General features: G+C 65.7%; 13 protein-coding genes. All 13 read left to right on the top strand.

Translation table 11 applies throughout. From position 1 onward, the window contains the following. Window positions 1-226 precede the first annotated feature (226 nt). The 13 genes from D575_RS0102660 to D575_RS0102600 all read left to right on the top strand — a co-directional run bounded on the left by D575_RS0102660 (window position 227) and on the right by D575_RS0102600 (window position 16,370). On the top strand, window positions 227-1,264 hold the full coding sequence (locus tag D575_RS0102660; protein WP_018144365.1) for a cyclopropane-fatty-acyl-phospholipid synthase family protein: 1,038 nt from the start codon (window positions 227-229) through the stop codon (window positions 1,262-1,264). A 3-nt stretch (window positions 1,265-1,267) separates the two neighbouring features. Further along, the gene (locus D575_RS0102655) at window positions 1,268-2,041 is read left to right on the top strand and encodes a DUF1295 domain-containing protein (protein WP_018144364.1); all 774 of its coding nucleotides are present in this window, start codon (window positions 1,268-1,270) and stop codon (window positions 2,039-2,041) included. A 184-nt stretch (window positions 2,042-2,225) separates the two neighbouring features. Continuing rightward, on the top strand, window positions 2,226-2,948 hold the full coding sequence (gene minC / locus D575_RS0102650; RefSeq protein ID WP_018144363.1) for a septum site-determining protein MinC: 723 nt from the start codon (window positions 2,226-2,228) through the stop codon (window positions 2,946-2,948). A gap of 91 nt (window positions 2,949-3,039) precedes the next feature. Next, entirely contained in the window at window positions 3,040-3,849 is an 810-nt protein-coding gene (gene minD / locus D575_RS0102645; protein WP_018144362.1) for a septum site-determining protein MinD, read from the top strand. A gap of 2 nt (window positions 3,850-3,851) precedes the next feature. Further along, complete coding sequence (gene minE / locus D575_RS0102640; protein ID WP_018937842.1) at window positions 3,852-4,109, top strand: cell division topological specificity factor MinE; 258 nt, start codon at window positions 3,852-3,854, stop codon at window positions 4,107-4,109. A 4-nt stretch (window positions 4,110-4,113) separates the two neighbouring features. After that, window positions 4,114-5,121 carry an NAD-dependent epimerase gene (locus tag D575_RS0102635; RefSeq protein ID WP_018144360.1) on the top strand — a complete coding sequence of 336 codons (1,008 nt, stop codon included), beginning with the start codon at window positions 4,114-4,116 and terminating at the stop codon, window positions 5,119-5,121. A 173-nt stretch (window positions 5,122-5,294) separates the two neighbouring features. Beyond that, window positions 5,295-5,969: a type 1 glutamine amidotransferase domain-containing protein gene (locus tag D575_RS0102630; protein WP_018144359.1), complete on the top strand. Its 675-nt coding sequence runs from the start codon at window positions 5,295-5,297 to the stop codon at window positions 5,967-5,969. 89 nt (window positions 5,970-6,058) lie between these two features. Beyond that, the gene (locus tag D575_RS0102625; protein WP_018144358.1) at window positions 6,059-6,811 is read left to right on the top strand and encodes a TetR/AcrR family transcriptional regulator; all 753 of its coding nucleotides are present in this window, start codon (window positions 6,059-6,061) and stop codon (window positions 6,809-6,811) included. A gap of 81 nt (window positions 6,812-6,892) precedes the next feature. Further along, entirely contained in the window at window positions 6,893-8,002 is a 1,110-nt protein-coding gene (locus D575_RS0102620) for an efflux RND transporter periplasmic adaptor subunit (protein WP_018144357.1), read from the top strand. A gap of 15 nt (window positions 8,003-8,017) precedes the next feature. Further along, entirely contained in the window at window positions 8,018-11,116 is a 3,099-nt protein-coding gene (locus D575_RS0102615; RefSeq protein ID WP_018144356.1) for an efflux RND transporter permease subunit, read from the top strand. A 318-nt stretch (window positions 11,117-11,434) separates the two neighbouring features. Next, window positions 11,435-12,859 carry a form I ribulose bisphosphate carboxylase large subunit gene (locus D575_RS0102610; protein ID WP_018144355.1) on the top strand — a complete coding sequence of 475 codons (1,425 nt, stop codon included), beginning with the start codon at window positions 11,435-11,437 and terminating at the stop codon, window positions 12,857-12,859. A 68-nt stretch (window positions 12,860-12,927) separates the two neighbouring features. Beyond that, complete coding sequence (locus tag D575_RS0102605; protein WP_018144354.1) at window positions 12,928-13,260, top strand: ribulose bisphosphate carboxylase small subunit; 333 nt, start codon at window positions 12,928-12,930, stop codon at window positions 13,258-13,260. 161 nt (window positions 13,261-13,421) lie between these two features. Beyond that, window positions 13,422-16,370, top strand: coding sequence for a CsoS2 family carboxysome shell protein (locus D575_RS0102600; protein ID WP_026182022.1), 2,949 nt, complete (start codon window positions 13,422-13,424; stop codon window positions 16,368-16,370). The last annotated feature ends 123 nt before the right edge of the window (window positions 16,371-16,493 follow it).

Genomic DNA, 16,493 nt, shown 5'->3' with positions numbered 1-16,493 from the left:
CAAAGGTGTCAGTCACCCGCGACGTTTCCCTGGCTTGACGGGGAACCGCATATCGGGCCCCGGGTCAACGAGGTTGATGTTGATTCATTCGCACGTTGGCGTTGATCCTTCTATCTTTCTACAAGCCCCGGCGCGGCGGGTGCCGGGGCTAGCACGCAAGGCCGACTCGAACGCCAAAGTGCGAACGGGTCAGTGTCTCCCTGAATATTGCAACAGAGGCCGACAGATGCAGCGGATGATCGAATGGGCGGAACAGGGACGGGTGCCGGACCCGCTCGTGCGGGCGGGGATTCGTCGGCTGCTGGCCGAGCGGCTGCGCGCGAGTGGTGCCCCGGCCGAGGAAGCAATGGAGCGTCGCTATGCGTTGATCGAGGCGATGCGCGCCGCGCCCGTGGCGTTGTCCACCGAGGTGGCGAACGAGCAGCACTACGAGGTTCCGACCGAATATTTCGAGCGTTGCCTCGGGCCGTGGCTGAAATACTCCTGCGCCTGGTGGCCGGAGGGCGTGGATGACCTGCGCGGGGCGGAGGCGGCCATGCTGCAGCTGACCTGCGAACGGGCGGGCCTCGAGAACGGGCAGCAGGTCCTGGAGCTGGGCTGTGGCTGGGGTTCGCTGTCGCTCTGGATGGCCGAGCAATACCCGCGGTCGCGCATCGTCTCGGTGTCCAACTCGGCGACCCAGCGGGCCTCGATCGAGGCCCGGCGGGATGCGCGCGGGCTGGAAAACCTGACGATCATGACCGCGGACATGAACACCTTTGCGCCGGAGCAGACCGGGTTCGACCGGGTGGTGTCGGTGGAGATGTTCGAGCACATGCGCAACTGGCCCGAGCTGTTGCGGCGCGTGGCGACCTGGTTGCGTCCGGGCGGGCAGTTGTTCATGCATGTCTTCGCCCATCGCGAGTTCGCCTACTTCTTCGAGAGCGAGGGCGAACACGACTGGATGGGGCAGTACTTCTTCCGCGACGGGTTGATGCCATCGGATGATCTGGCGCGGCATTTTCAGGAGGATCTGCGCGTGGTGCGCCAGTGGCGGGTGAACGGCCACCACTACGCGCGCACCCTGAACGCCTGGCTGGCGCGCCAGGACGCCGCGCGGGACGAGCTGATGCCATTGTTCGAACAGACCTACGGCGCACAGGATGCCGCGCTGTGGTTCCAGCGCTGGCGCATGTTCTACATGGCCTGCGCCGAATTGTTCGATTATCGCGGCGGGAACGAGTGGTTCGTGTCGCATATCCTGTTTCGCCGGCCCGAGGCCTAGCGGATGGCCGGTTGGGTGATGTTCTTGGTCGGGTTCGGCGCGGCGCTGGCCCTGATGACGGGGGTCTGGGCGGCGAGCGTGCTGCGGCGCGACGCGAGCCTGGTGGACCGCTACTGGGGTCTGGGTTTCGTCCTGGTCACGCTGGTGTGGTGGGGGCTGGCCGGGTGGCCTCTGCTGGGGCTGTGGATCGTGATCCCGGTGCTGTTGTGGGGGCTGCGGCTGTCCGCCTTTATTACCTGGCGCAATTGGGACCACGGCGAGGACGGGCGCTACACGGACATGCGTGCGGGCCGGAGCGAGGGTGCCTTTGCCGCGCGCAGTCTGGTCACGATCTTCTGGTTGCAGGGCGCACTGGTGGCGGTGATCGGTCTGCCCATGCTGGCCGTGGTGCGGGCCGAGGTGGTGTGGTGGCCGCTGGCCGTCGCCGGGTTGCTGTTCTGGGCGGTGGGGCTTTTTTTCGAGACGGTGGCGGATGCGCAGATGGCACGTTTTCGCGCCGATCCGGGCAATCGCGGGCAGGTGATGGATCGTGGCCTGTGGCGCTACAGCCGTCACCCCAACTATTTCGGGGAGATTGTGGTCTGGGTCGGGTTCGGCCTGCTGGCCCTGGCGGCGGGCGGCTGGTGGGCCGTGCCCTCGGCGGTGCTGATGATCCTGCTGATCCTGCGTGTGTCCGGTGTCACGTTGCTGGAAAGTCGTCTGCATGAATCCCGCCCCGGTTATGCCGACTACGTGCGCCGCACCAACACGCTGATCCCGGGCCCGCCGCGCAGCTGATGTGGCGGCAGGAGTGATCCCGCACCCTTGCTGTGCTTTCCCCGTCCGCGCTATAAAGCGCACGTCCTGTCCGGCGCCCCAGATTGCGGACGCCGCCTTTTTTGTGCACGTCACCGCCAGCGAGCCAGCCGATCCGATGAGCGCGTCCCCGAGTTCTGTCCAGGCCATTGAATTGAAAGGCCGCATGATGCTGGTCTCGGTGCTGCGCGTGTACCAGACCGATCCGAAGGTTCTGGGCGAGGTGCTGGCCGCGCGGCGCGACCAGGCCCCGGATCTGATGCGCGACATGCCCATCGTGCTCGATTTGGAGGCAGTGGCCGAGAGCCCGGAGTCCGACCTGCAGGCAACCATCGAGCGCGTACGCGCCGAGGGCTTCAAGCTGATCGGCCTGCAGGCAGGCGCCGCCGCCGAGCGCCTGCAGAGCTATGCCGAACTGTTCGACGTCCTGCCGGTGCTGCAACTGGGCGGGCGTGGCGGCGCACCCTCCGGCGAGGTGCCGCTGGAAGACGAGCCCCCGGCGCAGGACAAGGCCGTCGAGCCCGAGCAGGAACGCCCGCCGACCGCCGTGGCGGCGGTCCACAGCGCGACTCGTATCGTCGATCAACCGGTGCGTTCCGGGCAGCAGATCTACGCCCGCGGGGGGGACCTGATCGTGACCGGCGCAGTCTCGCCGGGCGCCGAACTGCTGGCGGACGGGCATATCCATGTGCTGGGTCCGTTACGTGGGCGTGCGCTGGCCGGGGTGCGCGGTCTGGTGACCGCGCGTATCTTCTGTCGGCGCTTGGACGCCGAGCTGTTGTCCATCGCCGGACACTACCGGATCGCCGAAGACATCACGGAAGCCGAACGCGGCGAGAATCGGCTGGTGACACTGGACGACGAAAGCCTCAAGATCGCGGAGATCTGACCGGCCACCTGCCGGTCACGAATGACAGGAACCCGTCCGCACGCCCCGGGAACACCGGGCGCGTGCAAGACGACAAGGAGCTACCGCCAACATGGCACGTATCGTAGTGATTACCTCCGGCAAGGGCGGGGTGGGCAAGACCACCACCTCGGCCGCGATTGCCACTGGCCTGGCCCAGCGCGGTCACAAGACCGTCGTGATCGATTTCGACGTCGGTCTGCGCAACCTCGATCTGATCATGGGCTGCGAGCGGCGCGTGGTGTACGACTTCGTCAACGTGATCAACGGCGATGCGAACCTGAAGCAGGCCCTGATCCGCGACAAGCGTGTGGACAACCTCTACATCCTTCCCGCCTCGCAGACCCGCGACAAGGACGCCCTGAGCCAGGATGGCGTGGAGCGCGTGCTGAACGAATTGTCCGGCGACTTTGACTTTATCGTCTGCGACAGCCCGGCCGGGATCGAGCGCGGCGCACTGATGGCCGCCTACTTTGCCGACGAGGCGATCGTGGTGACCAACCCCGAGGTTTCCTCGGTGCGCGACTCCGACCGCATCCTCGGCATTCTGGCGAGCAAGACGCGCAAGGTGGAGCAAGGCGGTGAGCCGATCGAGGGCAAGCTGCTGCTGACGCGTTACTCCGCCGAGCGCGCCGAACGCGGCGAGATGCTGAGCATCGAGGATGTCGGCGAGATCCTGGCGATCGAACTCCTGGGCGTGATCCCGGAATCCCAGGCGGTGCTGAATGCCTCGAACGCCGGACAGCCGGTGGTGCTGGACGAGGAATCCGACGCCGGGCAGGCCTACCAGGACGCGGTGGACCGGTTCCTGGGCGAGGAACGCCCGCTGCGCTTTGTCGATGTACCGAAGAAGGGCTTCTTCGGGCGCCTGTTCAAGGGTTGATCATGGGGATTTTCGATTACTTCCGTCAGCCGCGGCAGAAGAGCGCCAGCGTTGCCAAGGAGCGCCTGCAGATCATCGTGGCGCGCGAGCGTGCGGCGCGCTCCGGGCCCGACTACCTCCCGGCCATGCAGCAGGAGCTGCTGCAGGTGATCCGCAAATACGTTCAGGTAGACGACGAGGCCGTGCAGATGAACGTGGACCGCGAAGGGGACTGCGAGGTCCTCGAGCTGAACATTACCCTGCCGGACGACCAGGACTAACGCGATGAAAGTTCTTGTGACCGGCTCGGCCGGCTTCATCGGCAGCGCCCTGAGCCTGCGCCTGCTGGAGCGTGGCGACCAGGTGGTCGGCGTCGACAATCTGAACGACTACTACGACGTCTCGTTGAAGGAGGCGCGCCTGGCGCGCACCCAGGACCACCCGAACTTCACCGAGGTGCGCGAGGACATCGCCGATCGCGCCGCGATGGAGCGGGTGTTCCGCGAGCACCGGCCGCAGCGGGTGGTGAATCTGGCGGCCCAGGCCGGCGTGCGCTATTCGCTGGAGAACCCGGCGGCCTATGTCGACACCAACCTGGTCGGCTTCGGCAACATCCTGGAGGGCTGCCGCCATAACGGCGTCGAGCACTTCGTCTATGCCAGCTCGAGCTCTGTCTACGGCGCCAACACCACCATGCCGTTCTCGGTGCACGACAATGTCGATCACCCGCTCTCCCTGTACGCCGCCAGCAAGAAGGCCAACGAGCTGATGGCGCATACCTACAGCCATCTCTACGACCTGCCGGTGACCGGACTGCGCTTCTTCACTGTCTACGGCCCCTGGGGCCGCCCGGACATGGCGCTGTTCATGTTCACCAAGAAGATCCTGGCGGGCGAGCCGATCGACGTCTTCAACTACGGCCACCACCGGCGCGACTTCACCTATATCGACGACATCGTCGAGGGCGTGATCCGCACCCTGGATCACGTGGCCCCGCGCAATCCCGACTGGAACGGGGCCGAGCCCGACTCGGCCACCAGCGCAGCCCCCTACCGCCTGTACAACATCGGCAACCACGAGCCGGTGGAGCTGATGCGCTACATCGAGGTGCTCGAGGACTGCCTGGGCAAGAAGGCCGAGAAGAACCTGCTGCCGTTGCAGCCGGGGGACGTGCCGGACACCTATGCGGATGTCGAGGCCCTGCGTCAGGACGTGGGCTATGCCCCCGCGACCGCGGTGGAAGACGGCATTGCGCGCTTCGTCGAGTGGTATCGCGAGTACTACCGCCTTTGATTCCCAGCCCGCGGCCATCCGGCCGCGTGGTTCTTCGGCTCTCTCGTTTGCTTGATCCTTCCGCGTCTGTTTTTCGCCGTCAGACTCGCTGCTCGTTCACCCAAGCCTTGCACACCAGGAACCTGTAGCCGGCCGGCGAGTCCACCGGAGACATGGATGCAAGGAGACAAGGGATGAGCCAGACGATCCTGATGGTAGTAACCAGTCACGGCGAGATCGCTCCAGGCCAGGCGACGGGCGTATGGTTCGACGAGTTCGCCGAGCCCTATGATCGCTTTCGCAAGGCGGGTTTCGAGGTCAAGGTGGCCAGTCCGAAGGGCGGCCCCGTGCCGCTGGATCCGAAAAGCCTGGAGGCCAGTCATGCGGGCTCCGCGGCGGTGGCCGCGCAGGAGGCCCTGGATGACACCATCGCGCTGAATGACCACACGAACCATGGGGCCTATGCCGCGATCTTCTTTCCCGGCGGTCACGGCACCATGTTCGATCTGCCGGACAACCCGCATGTCCAGCGCCTGGTCGCGGAATTCATGGACAACGACAAGGTGGTTGGCGCCGTCTGTCACGGGCCGGCCTGTCTGGTCGGTGCGATGCTGGCGGATGGCACTTCCGCGGTGAAGGGGCGCAAGGTGGCGGCCTTCACCAACAGCGAGGAGAAGGCGGTGCAGCTGGACACTGCGATGCCGTTCCTGCTGCAGGACAAGCTGCAGGAGCTCGGCGGCGAGGTGGATACCGCCGACGACTGGGCCGATCACGTGGTGGTGGACGGCAAGCTGGTGACCGGGCAAAACCCGCAGTCCAGCAAGAGTGTCGCCGACGCGATCGTGCGGCTGTTGCGCGAGACGGGCTGAATACTCGAATCGGGGGGCCGGGGCATGCTGTCCCCGGCCTTTTTCGGGACCTAACTCGAATCGGGTTCAAAAAACGTAGTGGGTTCGATATGCTGAGCGCCATGACTACCGGGGATCGCAAACGCCGCGAGCGCGAGACGCGCGAGGCGCTGTTCATCGAGCGGGCGCACGAGCGCATCCGCGAGGACGGCCTGCTGGCCCTGCAGATGTCGAAGCTGGCGGCGGACTGCGAGTACGCGACCGGTACGCTGTACCAGCACTTCGAGTCGAAAGAGGACCTGCTGGCGGCGGTCGCGGCACGCACCACGCTGCAACGGGCGGCGCTTTTCCGGGCCATCCCCGAGCTCTCCCTCGGCACGCGCTCGCGCATGCTGGCGATCGTGCTGACCGACATCGATTTTGCCGCGCAAAACCCCGACTACTATCGCCTGACCCAGTACCTGGTGACCGAGGTGGTCTGGGCCAATGTGTCGGCTCCGCGCCGCATGGCATTGCTGGAGGCCGGGAAGCCGATCAGCGAGGCGGTGCATGCGGTGGTGGCCGAGGCGCGTGACCGCGGCGACCTGCCGCCGGCCCGCGAGATCTCCGAAGACGAGATGGGGCTGGGCCCCTGGGCGCTGAACGTGGGGATGCAGAGCCTTGCCAATGCGCAGGGGTTGCTGGATGCCTACGACATCCATCGGCCCTATGACCACCTCATCCGGCATTTCCATGCCCTGATGACCGGCTGGCGCTGGGAGCCGCGGCTGGATCCGGACGAGCCCACGGTGGTTCGGGCGGAGACGGCGCGCGTGCGTGCCGCCCTGCGCGATGCAGGTCTCTGCGACCCGGGCGCTGTTTAGAGTCCGGCGACGGGCGAGTCTGTTGAACTCATTTCATGATGCCGGTGGGAATGCCCCCGCCGGTGTCTCCAGGAGACCCTGATGAAGCGTTTTATCCTCATGCTGGTGGCGGTGGCCATCGTGCTCGGCGGTATTTTCGGCTTCAAGGCCTTTGTCGATCAGCAAGTCGCAGAGTACTTCGAAGACATGCCGGAGCCGGTGGTGACCATCAACGCCGCCGAGGTCACGACGGACTCTTGGACTCCGCAGGTGCGTGCGATCGGTAGCCTGGAGGCCGTGCAGGGCGCGACCCTGAGCTTCGAGGCGCAGGGCATTGTCCAGGCGATTCACTTCGAGAACGGGGCGCGGGTCGAGACCGGCGATCCACTGGTCGACCTGGATACCACCCTGGACGAGGCCGAGCTCGAAAACTTGCGGGCCGGCGAGCGCCTGGCGCGCCGCGAGCTGGAGCGCGCCAGGGGCCTGATCGAGCGCAACGACATCTCGGATTCGGAATTTCAGCGCCGGGTCGCCGAGGCCGAGCAGGCCCAGGCCTCGGTGAGGGCGCAGGAGGCGCGCATCCGGCAGAAGAGCCTGCGCGCGCCGTTCGCTGGCGAGCTGGGTATCCGCGAGGTGAGCGTCGGGCAGTTCGTCGGGCCCGGGGATCCGATCGTGGTGCTGGAGGCGTTGCAGCCGCTGTATGTGAATTTCACCCTGCCGGAGCGCCGCCTGGGCGAGATCGCCCTGGGTCAGGACGTCCGTGTGGAGGTGGATGCCTTTGGCGAAGAGTTCACCGGCAATGTCACGGCCATCGAGCCGCGGGTCCGCGCGGCCTCGCGCATGTTCCGCGTGCAGGCCGTCCTGGGCAACGAACAGGGTCGCCTGCGTCCGGGGCAGTTCGCCCGGGTGACGCTGGATCGCGGCGAGTCCGAGGAGGCGGTGGTCGCGCCGCAGACCGCGATCCGGTTTGCGCCCTGGGGGCAATCGGTATTCGTGATCGCGGAGGATGACGAAGGCCAGCTGCGGGTGGAACAGCGCCTGATCGAGACCGGCGCGCGCCGCGGTGATCTGGCGCAGGTCCTTGACGGGCTGGAGCCGGGTGAGCGTATCGCGGCCAGTGGCCTGCTCAAGCTGCAAAACGACTCCCCGGTCGAGATCACCGAGGATGCCCAGCCCGACGCCGAGCGCGACCCGCGCCCGGCGAACCGCTAGAGCGGGGTCGCTGGCATGCGCTTTACCGATATCTTCATCCAGAAGCCGGTGCTCGCCACGGTGGTGAGTCTGTTCATCCTGTTGTTCGGGGTGCGCGCGGTATTTGACCTGAACGTGCGCCAGTTCCCCGAGGTGCAGAACGCGGTGGTGACCGTCAGCACCGCGTATATCGGCGCGGATGCCGATCTGGTGCAGGGCTTCATCACCACGCCGATGGAGCGCGAGGTGGCCGAGGCCGAGGGGATCGATTACCTCGTCTCCACCAGCCGCGCGGGGATCAGCATCGTCGAGGCCCATCTGGAGCTGGACTACGACCCCAACGTGGCCCTGACGCAGATCGCCGCCCAGGTGGACAAGATTCGCAGCGACCTGCCGGCGGAGGCCGAGGACTCGGTGGTGGATCTGTCCGTGGGCCAGGACGTGGCCGCAATGTACATGTCGTTCTACTCCGAACGGTTGTCCAACAACCAGACCACCGATTACCTGATCCGCGAGGTGCAGCCGGAACTGGCGACCATCAACGGCGTGCAGCGTGCCGAGATCCTGGGTGCCCAAAGCTTTGCGATGCGCGCCTGGCTGGATGCCGATCGCATGGCCGCCTTTGGTGTGACCGGGCGCGATGTGCGCGAGGCTCTGGAGCGCAACAATGTGCTGTCCGCCGTGGGGCAGACGCGGGGTTCCATGGTTGGGCTGGATCTGACGGCGGATACCGATCTGAGTCGTCCGGAGGAGTTCGAGCAGCTGATCCTGTTCGAGGCCGACGGTGACCTGGTGCGCCTCGGCGATGTCGCCGAGGTCGAGCTGGGCTCGGAAAGCTACGACACCTCGGTGCGTTTCAATGGCCAGGCCGCGACCTTCGTCGGCATCGAGCTGGCGCCGGACGCCAATGCCCTGGACCTGATCGCCGAAGTCCGCGACGTATTCGACGAGCGCATCCTGCCGCGGCTGCCGTCGGGGCTGGAGGGCGAGATCGTCTATGACTCCACCGACTACATCCAGAGTGCGATCGACGAGGTGCTGGTGACCATCGGCCTCGCCCTGGCGATCGTGCTGGTGGTCATCTACCTGTTCCTCGGCTCGCTGCGCAGCGTGATCATCCCGGCCGTGGCGGTGCCGCTATCGCTGGTGGGCACCTTCATGCTGATGCTGCTGATGGGGTTCTCCCTGAACCTGCTGACCCTGCTGGCGATGGTGCTGGCGATCGGCATCGTGGTGGATGACGCCATCATCATGCTGGAGAACATCTCGCGGCATATCGAGGAGGGCATGTCGCGCATGGACGCGGCGATCCAGGGTGCGCGCGAGCTGGCCTGGCCGATCGTCGCCATGTCGACCACGCTGGTGGCGGTGTTCCTGCCACTGGGCTTCATTGGCGGGTTGACCGGGACGCTGTTCATCGAGTTCGCGTTCACCCTGGCGGCGACCGTCGTGATCTCGGGGATTGTCGCGATCACGTTGTCGCCGATGATGTGTTCGAAGATCCTGCGCGATGGCGCCACCGAGAAGCGCGGACGGATCGAAGGCTGGCTGGATGCACGCTTCGACTCCCTCCAGCAACGCTATCGTCGGCGCCTGCATGGGGCGCTGAATGACCGCTTCACCATCGCGGTGTTCGGTGCCATCGTGCTGGTGTCCTGCTACTTCCTGTTCGTCACCTCGCAGAGCGAGCTGGAGCCGCCGGAGGACCAGGGCTTCGCGTTCTCCATCATGGAGGGCGACGCCTACATGGGCCTGGACTGGCTGGAACGCAACACCGAGTTGACCGACCGCTTCTTCGACGAAATCCCGGAGCTCGATAACATCTTTATCGTGAACGGTTTTGGCGGCGGCCCGGGGATCGCCGGTGCCGGCAACCAGGCCCTGGGCGGTTTCGTCCTCGCACCCTGGGATCAGCGTGATCGGGATACCGAGACCATCCTGCAGGAGGAGCTGCAGCCACGCCTGGACCGCATCCCGGCGCTGGAGGTGTTCGCGATCCAGCCGCCGCAGCTGCCCACTCCGGGCGACGGTGCACCGGTGAGTGTGGTCCTGGGTTCCACCGGTTCGTTCGAGGAGCTGGAGCAGTTCGCCAGCGAGATCATGCAGCGGGCGATGGCGACCGGGCGCTTCATCTTCATGGACTCCGATCTCGACTTCGATCAGCCGCAGGTGGATCTCAAGATCGACCGCGAACGCGCCGCCCAGCTCGGGATCGACATGGCCACGCTCAATGCCGATCTGGCAACCATGCTGTCTGGCGGGTTTGCCGGGCGCTTCGCGATGGAGAACCGCAGCTATCGCGTGATTCCTCAGGTGCAGCGCAGCGAGCGCCTGAATCCGGAGCAGCTGGAAGAGTTGTTCACGCGTACCCGTGACGGCGAGCCGATCCCGTTGTCCAGCATCGTGACACTGGAAGAAACGGTGACCCCGCGCTCGCTCAAGCGCTTCCAGCAGCTGAATGCCGTGACCCTGTCGGGCGTGCCGCGGCCGGGGGTGACCCTGGGCGAGGCGCTGGACATCGTCGACGAGATTGCCGCCGACGTGCTCCCACCGGATGTCAGTGTCGACTATGCCGGACAGTCGCGTCAGCTGAAGGCCGAGGGCAGTGAGCTGGTGGTCACCTTCTTCTTTGCCCTGTTGGTGATCTTCCTGGTCCTGGCTGCTCAGTTCGAGTCCTTCCGCGACCCGTTGATCATTCTGACCACGGTGCCGATGTCGATCGCCGGGGCACTGATCTTCATCAGCCTTGGGGTGACTTCGCTGAATATCTATACCCAGGTGGGCCTTCTGACCCTGATCGGCCTGATTGCCAAGCACGGCATCCTGATCGTGGAGTTCGCCAACCAGCTGCAGCGCCAGGGGCGGACGCTGCGCGAGGCGATCGAGGAGGCGTCGGCCCTGCGCCTGCGGCCGATCCTGATGACCACCACCGCGACCGTGGTGGCGATGGTGCCCTTGCTGATGGCCGCCGGGGCCGGCGCCGGCTCGCGTTTCGCGATGGGCCTGGTGATCGCGAGCGGTATGGCGATCGGGACCCTGTTCACCCTGTTCGTGGTGCCCGCCATCTACCTCTACCTGGCGCGGGATCACCATGCCGCCGGTGACGGAGAGCCTGCCGCTGCCGCCACGTCCTGATGCCCGGACTCGTGGGCTGTGTGACGGGGCGTTCCCGGCGGCCCGTCACAGGGCCTGTGCGGTGGGTCGCGCCAAAGGCATGCACAGGCTACGGTCTTCGACTACAATCGACCTCCGCAATCCGTCGCGGTCGGTGTTTCGATGCCTGGCTGCACCATTGCGAACCCGAACCCCTGCCGGTCAGTGGCCCTCCCGCTGTCCGGCTTTTATATAAACGATTGTCTATCGGTCGCATCTAGATTATTTATTTGTTATTAGTGATTGCCCTCCCTAATCTAGGCGACCATCACGATTAACCAACGCGTAGGAGAAGGCCACATGTCTGCCGCCAAGAAGTACTCCGCGGGCGTCAAGGATTACCGCGAAACATACTGGATGCCCGAATACACGCCGCTGGATACTGACCTGCTGGCGTGTTTCAAGATTACCCCGCAGCCCGGTATCGACCGCGAAGAAGCTGCCGCCGCTGTGGCAGCCGAGTCCTCCACCGGTACCTGGACCACGGTGTGGACCGACCTCCTGACCGACATGGATTACTACAAGGGTCGGGCGTACATGATCGAGGACGTCCCGGGTGACGACGAGTCCTTCTACGCGTTCATCGCCTACCCGATCGACCTGTTCGAAGAAGGCTCCATGGTGAACGTGTTCACCTCCCTGGTCGGTAACGTGTTCGGCTTCAAGGCCATACGGATGCTGCGCCTGGAAGACGTGCGCTTCCCGATCGCCTACGTGAAGACCTGTGGTGGTCCGCCCATGGGTATCCAGGTCGAGCGTGATCGCCTGAACAAGTACGGCCGCCCGATGCTGGGTTGCACCATCAAGCCGAAGCTGGGTCTGTCCGCGAAGAACTACGGCCGTGCCGTGTACGAGTGCCTGCGTGGCGGTCTCGACTTCACCAAGGACGACGAGAACATCAACTCCCAGCCGTTCATGCGCTGGCGTGACCGCTTCGATTTCGTCCAGGAAGCGACCGAAAAGGCCGAAGCAGAAACCGGCGAGCGCAAGGGTCACTACCTGAACGTCACCGCGCCGACCCCGGAAGAGATGTACAAGCGTGCCGAGTACGCCAAGGAAATTGGCGCGCCGATCATCATGCACGACTACATCACCGGCGGTTTCTGTGCCAACACGGGCCTGGCCAACTGGTGCCGCGACAACGGCATGCTGCTGCACATCCACCGTGCCATGCACGCGGTCATCGACCGTCATCCGAAGCACGGTATCCACTTCCGTGTGCTCGCCAAGATCCTGCGCCTGTCCGGTGGCGACCACCTCCACACCGGCACGGTGGTCGGCAAGCTGGAAGGCGACCGCGCGGCGACGCTCGGCTGGATTGACCTGCTGCGTGAATCCTTCATCCCGGAAGACCGCTCGCGCGGCATCTTCTTCGATCAGGACTGGGGTTCCATGCCGGGTGTGTTCGCCGTGGCCTCCGGTGGTATCCACGTCTGGCACATGCCGGCCCTGGTCGCCATCTTCGGTGACGACTCCGTGCTGCAGTTCGGTGGCGGCACCCTGGGCCACCCGTGGGGCAATGCTCCGGGCGCGACCGCCAACCGCGTGGCCGTCGAAGCCTGCGTCCAGGCGCGCAACGAGGGTCGCGAGATCGAGAAGGAAGGCAAGGAGATCCTGACCCAGGCCGCCCAGCACAGTCCCGAACTGAAGATCGCCATGGAAACGTGGAAGGAAATCAAGTTCGAGTTCGACACCACCGACAAGCTGGACGTCCAACACAAGTGATCGTCCGTGTGCGGGCGGCCTGAGTGGCTGCCCGCACCTTCAGAGAACAAGCGCATAGGATTAACGACATGTCCGATATTCAGAACTTCAAGCCGGTGCAGAAGTACGAGACCTTCTCTTACCTGCCCGAGATGAACGCCGATCAGGTTCGCCGTCAGATCGAGTACACGATTGCCCAGGGCTGGAACCCGGCGGTCGAGTACAGCGAAAAAGAACACGCCATGTCCAACTACTGGTACATGTGGAAGCTCCCGATGTTCGGCGAGCAGTCCGTCGAGGCCGTGCTGAGCGAGATCGAGCAGTGCCGCCGTGCCAACCCCGGCATGATGGTTCGCTTCCTCGCCTACGATAACTATGCCCAGAGCCAGGGCACGGCCTTCGTGGTCGATCGCGGTCGCTAATTAGGGCCCGGTACCTGCCGGGTCCGCCTTCGGGCCCGGCAGTTCAGTAAAGCGTTATTTACCGTTGCTGCCGCCAACTGTAAGGAAGTGCCATGAGTAATCCGACATCTGCGTCTGAAGGTCTCTCGGGGCGTGAACGTGCCCTGGAACGGCGCAAAGCCATGTCTCGCAATGGCAAGGCTGCCGTGAAGTCGACCGACCAAACCAAAGGGAGCAGCCGCTCCGCTGGGGCTGCGCGAGATGCGCGCCAGGCGAAGGCGGACCCTGCCCCGGCACCCCAGGCGCGGGAGCCGGAGATGCACTCCAGTGAATCCTCGTCGCAGGTCTCCGTCGAGACCCGCGAAACCACGCCCGAGCGCCGCCCGGAACCGGGCGCGCACACGGGTGTCTCGAATGGGCGCCAGGCCGCCCTTGAGCGGCGCCAGAAGATGGCGCGCCAGGGCAAGAAGGCTGTGGGCCGAACCAATACGCGTGCCCAGGCCGCGGGTGGCATGGCCCCCGCCGGCGCCGAGCGTTCGCGCCAGCTGGAAGCCCTGGCCCAGTCGCAGAACGTCGAGGTCGACTGCTCGAACATGAGCGGTCGCGAGATCTGCCGCCTGCGGCGTCAGGCGCTCTCCACGGAAGGCAAGAAGGCCGTTGCGCCGGAACCGCGCCGTGGGGATCGCATCAAGGGATCGGAGCCGGTGGCTGCGCCCACCCAGGAATCCAAGAAGGATTGTGGTTGCGGCTGCAAGGGCGAGAAGGCCGAGCGCGATGCGTCGGTCAACACCGCCCCGAGCCGCGACGCCGCGGTGGTCGAGAGCGGCTTGGACCAGCTGTGCCACAAGGTCGACTCCGGGGGCGAGGCCGCCGGCCCGCATCCGATGATCTCGGAGGTTCGCGCGATCTGCATGGCGCGCCGGGATGCCATGGCGCAGAGCGGCAAGAAGGCCCAGCGTCGGCGTTTTAACGGCGGTCAGGCTCGCGGCACCATGCCGCAGGAAGGCGCCTGGAAGGCCGCCAAGCGCCAAGGGATGTCCGCCCGCGAAGTCGCTCGGCAGCGCCGTGAAGAACTGTGCAAGCTGGGCCGTGGCTCGGCCGAGCCGGGGCGTCCCTGTGGCCGGCCGCGGCCCGTCGAGGGCGATGCGCCGCCGAAGGTTGAAGAGGGCACCACGCTGGCCGGCAGCCATGTAAGTGGCACGCAGGTCGAGCGCACCTCGGGCGTCACCGGCACGGAGGCAGGCAGCTGCTCTTCGATCACCGGCACCGAATACCTCGGGGTGGAGCACTACGAGCGGTACTGTGGTGCGCGCCCGGCCGGCAATCCGCCGAAGGTTGGCACGTCGCACACCGCGCACGGTCAGTCGGTCAGTGGCACCGAAGTTGGGCGGTCGAACCGTGTGACCGGCGACGAGCGTGGGTCCTGCGAGACGATCACCGGCACCGAGTATCTCAGTACCGAACAATACGAAGGCTTCTGCGGCACGCGTCCGCAGGCCGGTCCGGCCCGCACGAGCGTGATGGTCACCCGTCACGGTGAGGGCGTGTCCGGCACTTCGGTCGGGCGCAGCCCGAGCGTGACCGGCGACGAAGCCGGCGCCTGCCGCGATGTGACCGGTACCGAATACCTGAACACCGCGAACAGCGAGGTTCCCTGCAACACGGGAAAGTCGAACGGGGCGCCGGCCAAGGTTGGCGTAATGCATACGCTTCGCGGTCGTGAACTGACCGGGTCCGAAGTCGGACGCTCCGTCAACGTCACCGGCAACGAATATGGCGGCTGCAAGCCAGTGACCGGAACCGAATATCTCGGCACCGAGCAGTTCCAGGGCTTTTGCGGCACGCGCCCGGAACCCGCAGCGGCCAAGGTCCAGGAGTCGCACACCATGGAAGACCAGAGCGTGACCGGTGTGGCCGTGGGACGTAGCCGGCATGTAACCGGTGACGAGCGCGGGTCCTGTGCCTCGCTGACCGGTACGCCGTATTACAACAAGTCCGACTTCGGCGATCTGTGCGAGCGCCCGGACGCCGGTGGCGTCCCCAAGGTGGGCGTAATGCACACCCTGCGAGGTCGCGAGGTTTCCGGTACCCAGGTGGATCATTCGATCCACGTGACGGGTGACGAATATGGTGGTTGCAAGCCGATCACCGGCACGGAATATGCCGGCTCCGAGCACTATGACGCCTTTTGTGGCGGTCATCGCCCGGAAGCCAGCCCGGAGAAAGTGACTGTGGGCCGTACCTGGAATCAGCAAATTGTGTCCGGCTCGGCGATCGGGCGTTCCTCGCGCGTCACCGGTGACGAATATGGCGCCTGCAAGCCGGTGAGCGGCACGGCCTATATCGGTCCGGATCAGTATGACCAGTTCTGCGACACGCAGGATTCGAACGCGGCCGGTACGCGGGTGGCCGAACGGCACTCCACGCCGGGGCATTCGGTGTCCGGCAGCCAGCCGGGTTACGACAAGCGCGTGACCGGTACCGAACGGGGCGCCTGTCAGGACGTGTCCGGTTCCCCGTATGTGGGCGGTAACGAATTTGCCAAGAGCTGCGCCAGTGCCGCGAGCAGTCTCCATCCGCGTCTGCGCCCGGAAGGGATGGGCATGCAGGCCGCGCCGGCCCAGCCAGTGGCGCAAGCCGCTTCTCGCCCGATGCCCAACGCCGGCTTCAGCGTGGACACCCCGGCGCGGGTCGCCGCAGAGCGTCGGGAGCGCGTGACGGGGACCGCCTACGGCAGTAGCGGGAGCGTGACCGGGTCCATCAACAAGGCGATGGGTCTGGTGTCCGGCACCGAAGAGTTCCGGTATGGCGCCAGCAAGCAAGCAGCGGTCGTCGAGCCGGTGGAAGAAGGCGAGAAGGTCGGCGCCAACCGGGTGACCGTGAACGGCAGCAGCAATGGCGTCTCCATTACCGGCGACGACTGGGGGCGCGGTGACCACGTGACCGGGACCGAGGGCCTCTCGACGCGGCGCAACCAGACGCAGAAGGGCAATCCGCGTGGTGAAGGCCGCAGCGCGTATATCAATCGGGAACTCGAGCGCAAGGAAGTGCCCCCGAGCAGGATCACGGGTTCCTCCGGGAACAGCGACGCCGGTTCTCTGGTGACGCTGTCCGGCGGGGCGCGCGGTTAAGGACAGGCGAGGACTCTGAAGAACGTCATGGTGCGTGGTCGCCGCAAAAACAGCTCCATGGGCTCACGCTTCGCGAAGTCCCGGATTGCGGCTGCGCGCGCAGCGGCGCCGAGCACTGCGGAC

Origin of the sequence: Thioalkalivibrio sp. AKL6, assembly GCF_000376905.1 — a bacterium.
Lineage (GTDB): Bacteria > Pseudomonadota > Gammaproteobacteria > Ectothiorhodospirales > Ectothiorhodospiraceae > Thioalkalivibrio > Thioalkalivibrio versutus.
The sequence above is the reverse complement of the archived record's forward strand: the minus strand, read 5'-3'. Positions and strand labels throughout refer to the sequence as shown.

Coding starts and splice junctions, on each gene's coding strand:
- D575_RS0102615 (WP_018144356.1), top strand. CDS start 8,018: ATGCGCTTTACCGATATCTTCATCCAGAAGCCGGTGCTCGCCACGGTG.
- D575_RS0102635 (WP_018144360.1), top strand. CDS start 4,114: ATGAAAGTTCTTGTGACCGGCTCGGCCGGCTTCATCGGCAGCGCCCTG.
- minC (WP_018144363.1), top strand. CDS start 2,226: ATGATGCTGGTCTCGGTGCTGCGCGTGTACCAGACCGATCCGAAGGTT.
- D575_RS0102605 (WP_018144354.1), top strand. CDS start 12,928: ATGTCCGATATTCAGAACTTCAAGCCGGTGCAGAAGTACGAGACCTTC.
- D575_RS0102610 (WP_018144355.1), top strand. CDS start 11,435: ATGTCTGCCGCCAAGAAGTACTCCGCGGGCGTCAAGGATTACCGCGAA.
- D575_RS0102655 (WP_018144364.1), top strand. CDS start 1,268: ATGGCCGGTTGGGTGATGTTCTTGGTCGGGTTCGGCGCGGCGCTGGCC.
- D575_RS0102625 (WP_018144358.1), top strand. CDS start 6,059: ATGCTGAGCGCCATGACTACCGGGGATCGCAAACGCCGCGAGCGCGAG.
- D575_RS0102660 (WP_018144365.1), top strand. CDS start 227: ATGCAGCGGATGATCGAATGGGCGGAACAGGGACGGGTGCCGGACCCG.
- minD (WP_018144362.1), top strand. CDS start 3,040: ATGGCACGTATCGTAGTGATTACCTCCGGCAAGGGCGGGGTGGGCAAG.
- minE (WP_018937842.1), top strand. CDS start 3,852: ATGGGGATTTTCGATTACTTCCGTCAGCCGCGGCAGAAGAGCGCCAGC.
- D575_RS0102600 (WP_026182022.1), top strand. CDS start 13,422: ATGTCTCGCAATGGCAAGGCTGCCGTGAAGTCGACCGACCAAACCAAA.
- D575_RS0102620 (WP_018144357.1), top strand. CDS start 6,893: ATGAAGCGTTTTATCCTCATGCTGGTGGCGGTGGCCATCGTGCTCGGC.
- D575_RS0102630 (WP_018144359.1), top strand. CDS start 5,295: ATGAGCCAGACGATCCTGATGGTAGTAACCAGTCACGGCGAGATCGCT.